This is a genomic window from Pseudobacteroides sp. (assembly GCF_036567765.1).
Taxonomy (GTDB): domain Bacteria; phylum Bacillota; class Clostridia; order Acetivibrionales; family DSM-2933; genus Pseudobacteroides.
The window spans coordinates 1-7,855 of sequence record NZ_DATCTU010000105.1; the positions used below are offsets into that span (position 1 = coordinate 1).

At 36.8% G+C, this 7,855-nt stretch carries 7 protein-coding genes; all 7 read right to left on the bottom strand.

The features are described from left to right. Positions 1–17 precede the first annotated feature (17 nt). Positions 18–701, bottom strand: coding sequence for a lysoplasmalogenase family protein (locus tag VIO64_RS17160; protein WP_331920479.1), 684 nt, complete (start codon positions 699–701; stop codon positions 18–20). Positions 702–979: 278 nt separating this feature from the next. After that, positions 980–2,731, bottom strand: coding sequence for an arginine--tRNA ligase (gene argS, locus VIO64_RS17165; RefSeq protein ID WP_331920481.1), 1,752 nt, complete (start codon positions 2,729–2,731; stop codon positions 980–982). Beyond that, entirely contained in the window at positions 2,694–3,161 is a 468-nt protein-coding gene (locus VIO64_RS17170; protein ID WP_331920483.1) for a DUF1934 domain-containing protein, read from the bottom strand. The genes argS and VIO64_RS17170 overlap by 38 nt, the downstream gene beginning before the upstream one ends. A gap of 238 nt (positions 3,162–3,399) precedes the next feature. Next, positions 3,400–4,206 (bottom strand): glutamate racemase, encoded by an 807-nt coding sequence (gene murI, locus VIO64_RS17175; protein WP_331920485.1) that lies wholly within the window; start codon positions 4,204–4,206, stop codon positions 3,400–3,402. Positions 4,207–4,316: 110 nt separating this feature from the next. After that, the gene (locus VIO64_RS17180; RefSeq protein WP_331920487.1) at positions 4,317–5,462 is read right to left on the bottom strand and encodes a D-alanine--D-alanine ligase family protein; all 1,146 of its coding nucleotides are present in this window, start codon (positions 5,460–5,462) and stop codon (positions 4,317–4,319) included. A 399-nt stretch (positions 5,463–5,861) separates the two neighbouring features. After that, the gene (locus VIO64_RS17185; RefSeq protein ID WP_331920489.1) at positions 5,862–6,668 is read right to left on the bottom strand and encodes a transposase; all 807 of its coding nucleotides are present in this window, start codon (positions 6,666–6,668) and stop codon (positions 5,862–5,864) included. Beyond that, positions 6,649–7,473, bottom strand: coding sequence for an ISL3 family transposase (locus VIO64_RS17190; protein ID WP_331920491.1), 825 nt, complete (start codon positions 7,471–7,473; stop codon positions 6,649–6,651). Before VIO64_RS17190 ends, VIO64_RS17185 begins: the two co-directional genes overlap by 20 nt. Positions 7,474–7,855 lie beyond the last annotated feature (382 nt).

The window sequence follows — 7,855 nt, forward strand, 5'->3', positions numbered from 1 at the left end:
CAAAGGTACCCTTTTTATTAACTTTTATATTTGGTGCCTGCCAGCAGATTTTTACCATAAATGATCCCGCCAATGGCGATAACATAAGTGGTCCAGACGATATTAACCTTATAAGGAATATCTTTTCCTGCAATATCTGCAGCTCCTGCAATAAAGTCCGACACCAAAAAGAAGAAGCTACCTATTGCAGTAAAAATATACACTTTATTATTGCAGAAAAGAGAAGCCCCTGTTGCAGCCATTGCAGCGAGCCAAATACCATAAACCAAAGCAATAAAGATGAGCAGCTCAGAATTTTTCGTTGGCTCAAAGAATATCCACCATGCTATGACCACCACAGTGCTATAAACAATAGTCCCAGCAATAAAGCCTTTATTAACAACAGGTTTATTTAACTCTTTGGAAGTCTTAGCAAAGCAATAAATATTGACAGCCTGTGCCACGAAGTAAACCCCCATTCCCGCCATAAACCCAAAGGGCAAAACATTGGCCAAAACCAGATTTCCAAACAAGTAAATGAATGTAGCAAGCACTGTTATTTTTGTATATGAATTCTTGTCAAGTTTGGCCTGAATGATAGCCATTACAACAAATGATATACTTATTATAATGGAAACACCAGTTGGAACAGTTGTCCCTTTTGCATAAGCAATTCCGCCAATAAGAAAGAGGAATTGCAGCAAAAACGCTAATCTGTACATAATTAACCCTCCCAATAAATCAAAAGCAAATACCTTAATATAACATTAAAGGATATGTAACCCAATGCAAATTAGAAATATTATACCACTACAAAGCCGGCACTACAACAAGAAAGAGATATTTTTGTACGATCCATGAAAAGAGCAAAAATCGGCAGACATTAAAATAGATAATCAACTGCAATCTATGCTTCAGTTGATTATCTATTGAAAACATTTACCGATCTTTTATCCTGTGTCAGCTGCTCTAACGCAGCCTTGAGGCACTTGTCTATATTCTACTGCTTCTGTTCCATTTTTTCCGGTGCACTAATACTAAGAATCGAAAGCACATTGCGAATTACAGTCCTTGTGCTGTCAATAAGAAGCAGCCTAGCTTTCATAACATTTTTCTCTTCTCCCCTTATGCGACAGGCATTATAAAAACTATGCAAATATCCTGCAACGTCAAGTACATATCGAGTCAATCTGCTGGGTTCCAGAGTATTGGCCGCTATTCTGATTTCTTCTGGGAACTGTGCCAAAGCCTTTATTAGATCCAGCTCTTCCTTTTTATTTAAAAGCGACAGATCCACAGAACCTATATCCGGCAGTTCTACGCCATCTTGTTCCTTAGCAAGCTTTATGATACTGCATATTCTTGCATGAGCATATTGAACATAAAACACAGGATTCTCATTTGATTTCTCAACTGCAAGGCTCATATCAAAATCCAAATGACTGCCGGAAGCCTTCATGTTGAAGAAGAAGCGTGCTGCATCTTTACCATAGATAATTGCTTCTTCGTCATTTCTTTCGCCATCCTTGCCCAACTCTTCCAATAAATCATTCAAGGATACCGCTCTACCGGTCCTTTTGGACATCCTGTAGGCTTCCCCGTTTTTAAACAGCCTTACAAGCTGGAATAGAACTACATCCAGCTTGTTGGCATCAATACCCATTGCCGACACAGCAGCTTTCATTCTGGCCACATGTCCATGGTGGTCGGCTCCTAAAAGGTTTATAACCCTGTCAAATTTACGTTTTAAAAATTTATTCTTGTGGTAGGCTATATCCGATGCAAAATAAGTAGGCAATCCGTTATTTCTGACTATTACCTCATCCTTTTCAATGCCGAACTCAGTAGCCTTAAACCAAATTGCTCCTTCTTTTTCAATGGCATAGCCCTTTGATTTGATGAAGTCCAATGTTTCTTGAAGCTCTCCGCTGTCATAGAGGGACTGTTCAGAAAACCACACATCAAACTCTATCCCGTAATTCTTAAGTGCTGTACGGATTCTCTGCAAATTTATGGGCAAGGCATACTCTACAAGAGTTCTTTGTCTTTCGGATGACTCGGCATTTAACAACTTGTCTCCGTTTTGAGCAATATAATCCCTCATATGATCGGTAATGTCCTCACCCTGGTATCCGTCTTCCGGGAAGGCCACCGCTTCCTCTCCAAGCAATAACTGGAGATACCTTGCCTCAAGGGATTTACCGAACTTCTCAATCTGGTTTCCTGCGTCGTTGATATAAAATTCCTTTGTAACATCATAGCCTGCTGCCTTAAGGACATTTGCAATACAATCACCTAAGGCACCGCCCCTTGCATTACCCATATGAAGAGGTCCGGTAGGGTTTGCACTTACAAACTCTACCATAACCTTTGCTCCATTACCCAAATTTATCTTGCCATAGTTCTCTCTCTCAGCTTGAATAACCTGTATGGCATCATATAGCCATTTAACATTTAAATAGAAATTAATAAACCCCGGTCCCGCACATTCAACCTTCTCAATATATGTATTTTCCAATTCCATATTTTTGATTATTATCTCAGCTGTCTGCCTGGGTGCCTTTTTAACCTGCTTTGTAATCTGCATGGCTACATTTGTAGAAAATTCGCCGTGCTCTTCTTCCCTTGGTATTTCAATAGTGATTTCAGGCACTTCTACCTGGGGTAATTCACCCTCGTTATATGCCTTTATAAGAGATTTTGATATAACCTTTTTAATTTCCTCCGTTAAATTCTGTATAACATTTGTCATCAATACGTCCTGCCTCTCTAATATACATATGAAAATCATTTTCTCCAGATTTATTATTATCTATTTCAAGCTGATAATCAACCTTTATTTCTCCACCTTCGTCATTAACATTTACTTCTACCTCATTTGCATATACTCCCACAGTAAACTGTCCATATGTGGTATCGTAATATGAAAGATGCTTTTGGCCTTGTTCAAATATGAACTGTGAATTTACAGACCCAAACCTCATAAGTGTAACAACTCCATCGGATATTTTCAAGGTTGTTGTAGTCCCTTCCATTCCGGTAACTTCGCTCTCTTTATAGGTAATGAAGTAAGCGTTGCCTTTTTTGTAGTATTTTCCTTCGGTAACAAGCTCAAGTATGTTTGGATCCTGATTATTCGAAGTTTGAGTGCCTTTGACGGAAATAATTACATACTTTTTCATAGAGCACACCTCCAGCAAAGTCAGCCTCATCCGGCTGCTGTTATTTTTACTACTTCATCTCCCATTTCTAAATATACTTGTTTTAAGTGATAATCTTTTACATTATTAATACTTTTAGTATAGCTAAAAACTTAAGCTTTAGTTATTCGGCTTAATTATGATAATGCAAAAAAGTGATTATCTTTTACATCATATACACTTTTTATTTAGCTTAAGCTTTTAGCCTTAAACACTCGCCTCAATATTTTTCAATGTCAACTTTTTCAGCTGAGTGTATTTCACTTTCTAATATTGCACTTCCAAGACTTTCAAACTTTTCAACACTATCACTGGTATAGTACCTGTAAACAGGACTGATGCGTTCATCCCTCATAATGTCCATTTCACCTAATATATTGCGGACTACTTTTGTAACCTCAAGGGCTGAACTCACAAGCTTTACATCATCACCCATAACCTTTGAAATAGTATTGTAAAGCATGGGATAATGGGTACATCCCATAACAAGGGTATCTATGCCCTCCTTCTTCATCGGTTCAAGATACTCTTGAGCAATTCTATATGCTATATCGTTTTCCCACCACCCTTCTTCAACCAACGGTACAAATAAGGGACAAGCCTTTTGCACTATTTCAATTGAGCTATCCAGTCTATATATAGCCCTCTCATATACACCGCTGCTAATTGTTGCAACTGTACCAATAACACCTATTTTTTTATTTTTTGTTTCATTGACCGCTGTTATTGCTCCCGGTTCTGTTACCTCTATCACCGGGATATCAAAACTGTCTTTTACAAGCTTCAAACTGCATGCACTCGCCGTATTGCAAGCTATCACTATCATTTTTATATCCTGATTCAGCAGGAATCTAATATCCTGAAAAGTGTATTTTATAATAGTATCTGTTGATTTCGTCCCGTAAGGTGCTCTTCCACTATCTCCAAAATATACAACACTTTCTGTAGGTATAAGCCTTTTCAGTTCCTTTAAAACTGTAAGACCTCCTAACCCAGAATCAAAGACACCAATCGGTCTGTTATCCATTTGTTAGTCCCCCAATTACTACATTTTATCCAAAATTACCGACAGTAAACATTTTTTTATTTTTTAAGCTATTCTTTATTTTCCTTTTATATTTGCTTTTTTACCTTTTACTATAATGTTTTGTCATTAAATCTTTCTACTGCAAGATCTATCAGCCTTTCGATAAGTTCATCATATGGAATCCCGGATGCTTCCCAAAGCTTGGGATACATGCTTATACTTGTAAATCCAGGCAGGGTGTTAATTTCATTTATATATACATTGCCTGATCCCTTGTGAACAAAGAAATCAACCCTTGATAATCCCGCACAATCCAACGATTTAAAAGCACGTACGGCATAGTCCCTTATCTCTTTAATAGTAGATTCCGGTAAATCCGCCGGAATTGTTATTCTTGAATTGTTGTCTATATATTTTGCCTTATAGTCATAAAACTCATTGCATGGAACTACTTCTCCTACAGTTGATGCAATTGGCTCATCATTTCCTAGAACAGCACACTCAACTTCCCTGCCGTCAATGAATTCCTCAACCAAAAGCTTTCTGTCATATTTTGCTGCCTCAACCATAGTGTCTATAAGCTCCTGCCTGTTGCGTGCCTTGCCCACTCCTACGGAGGATCCTGAGTTGGATGGTTTTACAAAACAGGGATATGTCAATGTACCTTCAACCTTTGAAACAACATCATCCACATTTGCTTTTAGTGCTTTTCTATTGAAAACAAGATATTTTCCCTGAGGAATCCCCTCTTTTTCAAACACTATCTTGGTATATGCCTTATCCATTCCTACAGCCGAAGCCAGAACACCGGGACCAACATATGGAATGCCTGCAAGTTCAAATAATCCCTGGATTGTACCGTCTTCTCCATTTGAGCCATGCAGGACAGGGAATACAACATCAATCCCTTGACCGTTATCCTCACCTACGCCTGCTGCATTAAAAATGCTTCTTGCCGAAGCAGCTTCTGCCAATACATTTTGTGAACCACTGCCAGCTAAACTCTGGTCTAATATACATTTCTGCCTTGCAGCTAAGCTTTCTTCTAATGCAATTTGCTCCCATTCACCGCTGCCAAGTTTTTCAACAGGTCCATTAAACCTTAGCCATTTACCTTCTTTTGTGATTCCAATCATGACTACTTCAAACTTGTCTCTGTTTATATTCCTAATTACAGACTCTGCCGATACACGAGATACTTCATGTTCTGTAGACTGTCCTCCAAAAATAACTGCAACCCTTGTTTTTTTATCCATAACTTATTCCCCTTTAAATTTGCAAAGCACTGAAATTTCAGCGTTTCGCCAATATAAGAAAGCCTAATAAAATATATATTTCTAATTTTACTATTTAAGTACCGCAACTTCAAGTTTTTTAGGGAAATAAAATAATTACAGAATTGCATAATATATCACAATAAAATGCATGCAAAACAATTAAACACATTTAATATAATTGAAAGAATCTACAATTATGAATTTTAAAAATGAAACGAGACTTCAGAAAGGTGAGTTAAGATCATACATAATCTTAATATACTACTATTTTATCATTCTTTATAATTTATGTACAGTCCTATTTATTGTTGTGCATTGTGAGGTCAATTTTACTTATAAATCGGGGGTCAGTTTTAGGTTCTTCCGCAATTTTGGGTATCATCGGGTATAAAAAAATGGTCTTGGTATAACCTTTGCTCTCAAAAGTGGTAATTTTGCTCTCCCATACATGAGCCGCTTTATCAACTTAAGTCTATGATTATTTCCTTCTGTAACTCCATTGCTATAAGGGCTAATTACAGCTTGCTCTACAGCAGAAATATCTTTAATCAAGCCATTAGCAAAGGATTTTAAGTTGCTTATACTGCACTTTATATATTTTTCAATAAAGTTATGGAGTGAAGAAGTAGTTTTCTGTATAAACACATCACGAAAATCTTTGACACATTCTTCAATAATTAAGGTATCTGGATACTTATCATATATAATTATTCTATCTTTTTCATCCATTCCTTTACTAGACCAGATATGTTTGATTAGATCTTGCTTCTTAACAAACCTCTTGATTACCTTAGACTTATTATCCGTGTTAACATTAATATCTTTCTTAAGGCTACCGCAGTAATAATAAAGTATTGTTTGACCACCTGTATAACCTTCACTTTTTAAAGCTTCTAAAATATCCTTGTATGGCATTTTATCTGAAAGCATTTTTTGAATTTTATCAGTATATTCATCAAGAATAGAGTGCCTTTTGATATTCTTATTTCCATGTTTGCTGAGGTTTTCTGGATCACCCTGTAAGTATTTTCTCACTCTCTTAGGCCATGTCTTTAAGATTCTAGCTATCTCCTTTTTTGAATACCCTTCTGCAAATAAGGTTTGCATCTGAATAATTTCCTCTTTCCTTCTTCTCTCATTATTGCTGACCCTAGAATCAGCTTTTTTAGTTTTTTTTAGACTCATCTTGAATGGAGTTTTGATTTAAAGAGTTATCGCTATAATCTGTTACATCAATTTTTTCAGGCAAAACACTTCTTAGTGCATCCTTTACCGCTGTCAATAAATTTTGGTGAAGGTGAAACCTATCTGCAACCTGAATTGCATTAGGTAATGCTTCAGATATTGCTTTTGCATAGCTACCAGCCCGATCTCGATTAACAATCTTTATGTGTTTGTTACTTTCTAGCCACTTTTTCAGCTCTATACCGTCTCTTCCATCAAGTAAAGCGACAGGTTTACCAGTTTCGCAATCACATATTATAGTTCCATATTTACCTCTTTTTTTAAATGCCCAATCATCAACACCGATTACATCTCCACATTTTGCTTCTATATTAACATTTCTTAATAATATCCTTATAACAGTATCTCCACTAACAGAAATCCCCATATGCTTACATATGGATGCTGCTGCTTCGCAACTTGTATTTAGTGCTATTGAGGAGATTAAATCTTCACACCTGGACGTCATTCTTCTATATTTACCTGTGAATCCGCTTAGTTCTTCACAAAATACTTTTTGATCACACGATTCCCTTTCACAATCATACTTATATGCAGTAATGTTAAGTAATACTGCTTTCCCCAGTAATGGTAAATCAATAACTTTTCTTGTATATGTGCTATGTCTTCTTGTTGATTCACACCCGCATTTAGGGCATATTTGGCTTTTAGTTCTCGACTTCATGATAATTATAATTTGACTGGACGTTTCAGATTTCATAGTAATTTCGATGTCTTTAGGATAGAAATTTTGTAAATCTACCATTCGCGTCAATGAGCATCACCACCATGTTTTAGATGCTCATAGTATATCATTTTTAAGAGCAGTATTCAATATATTATACCCAAAATTGCGGAAGAACCCAGTTTTAATTATAAATCAACATTCATTTTCATTCAGCTTCATAGCACTTACCTAGCTGATGTATCAGCTTTTTCCTGTTATGCTAAGCACCATACCTTTTGAGTACAGCACCTAAAGGCGGTTTGGAACCTGCACCTGAATACCGATTCCGAGAGACCTACTCTCATCTCTTATAAAGCATGATTTGATTGCCCAACCTCACTCCCCTTCTTTGCAATCTCCTCTTCAGGACACACGTCGAGTAAACCCGGGGACTTTCACCCCAAGCTTCTCACAGAACCGT

What these genes read in the sequence shown, in the direction of transcription:
- argS (WP_331920481.1), bottom strand. Translation starts at nt 2,731, where the DNA reads ATGACAAATGTTATACAGAATTTAACGGAGGAAATTAAAAAGGTTATA.
- VIO64_RS17170 (WP_331920483.1), bottom strand. Translation starts at nt 3,161, where the DNA reads ATGAAAAAGTATGTAATTATTTCCGTCAAAGGCACTCAAACTTCGAAT.
- VIO64_RS17160 (WP_331920479.1), bottom strand. Translation starts at nt 701, where the DNA reads ATGTACAGATTAGCGTTTTTGCTGCAATTCCTCTTTCTTATTGGCGGA.
- VIO64_RS17185 (WP_331920489.1), bottom strand. Translation starts at nt 6,668, where the DNA reads ATGAGTCTAAAAAAAACTAAAAAAGCTGATTCTAGGGTCAGCAATAAT.
- murI (WP_331920485.1), bottom strand. Translation starts at nt 4,206, where the DNA reads ATGGATAACAGACCGATTGGTGTCTTTGATTCTGGGTTAGGAGGTCTT.
- VIO64_RS17190 (WP_331920491.1), bottom strand. Translation starts at nt 7,473, where the DNA reads ATGGTAGATTTACAAAATTTCTATCCTAAAGACATCGAAATTACTATG.
- VIO64_RS17180 (WP_331920487.1), bottom strand. Translation starts at nt 5,462, where the DNA reads ATGGATAAAAAAACAAGGGTTGCAGTTATTTTTGGAGGACAGTCTACA.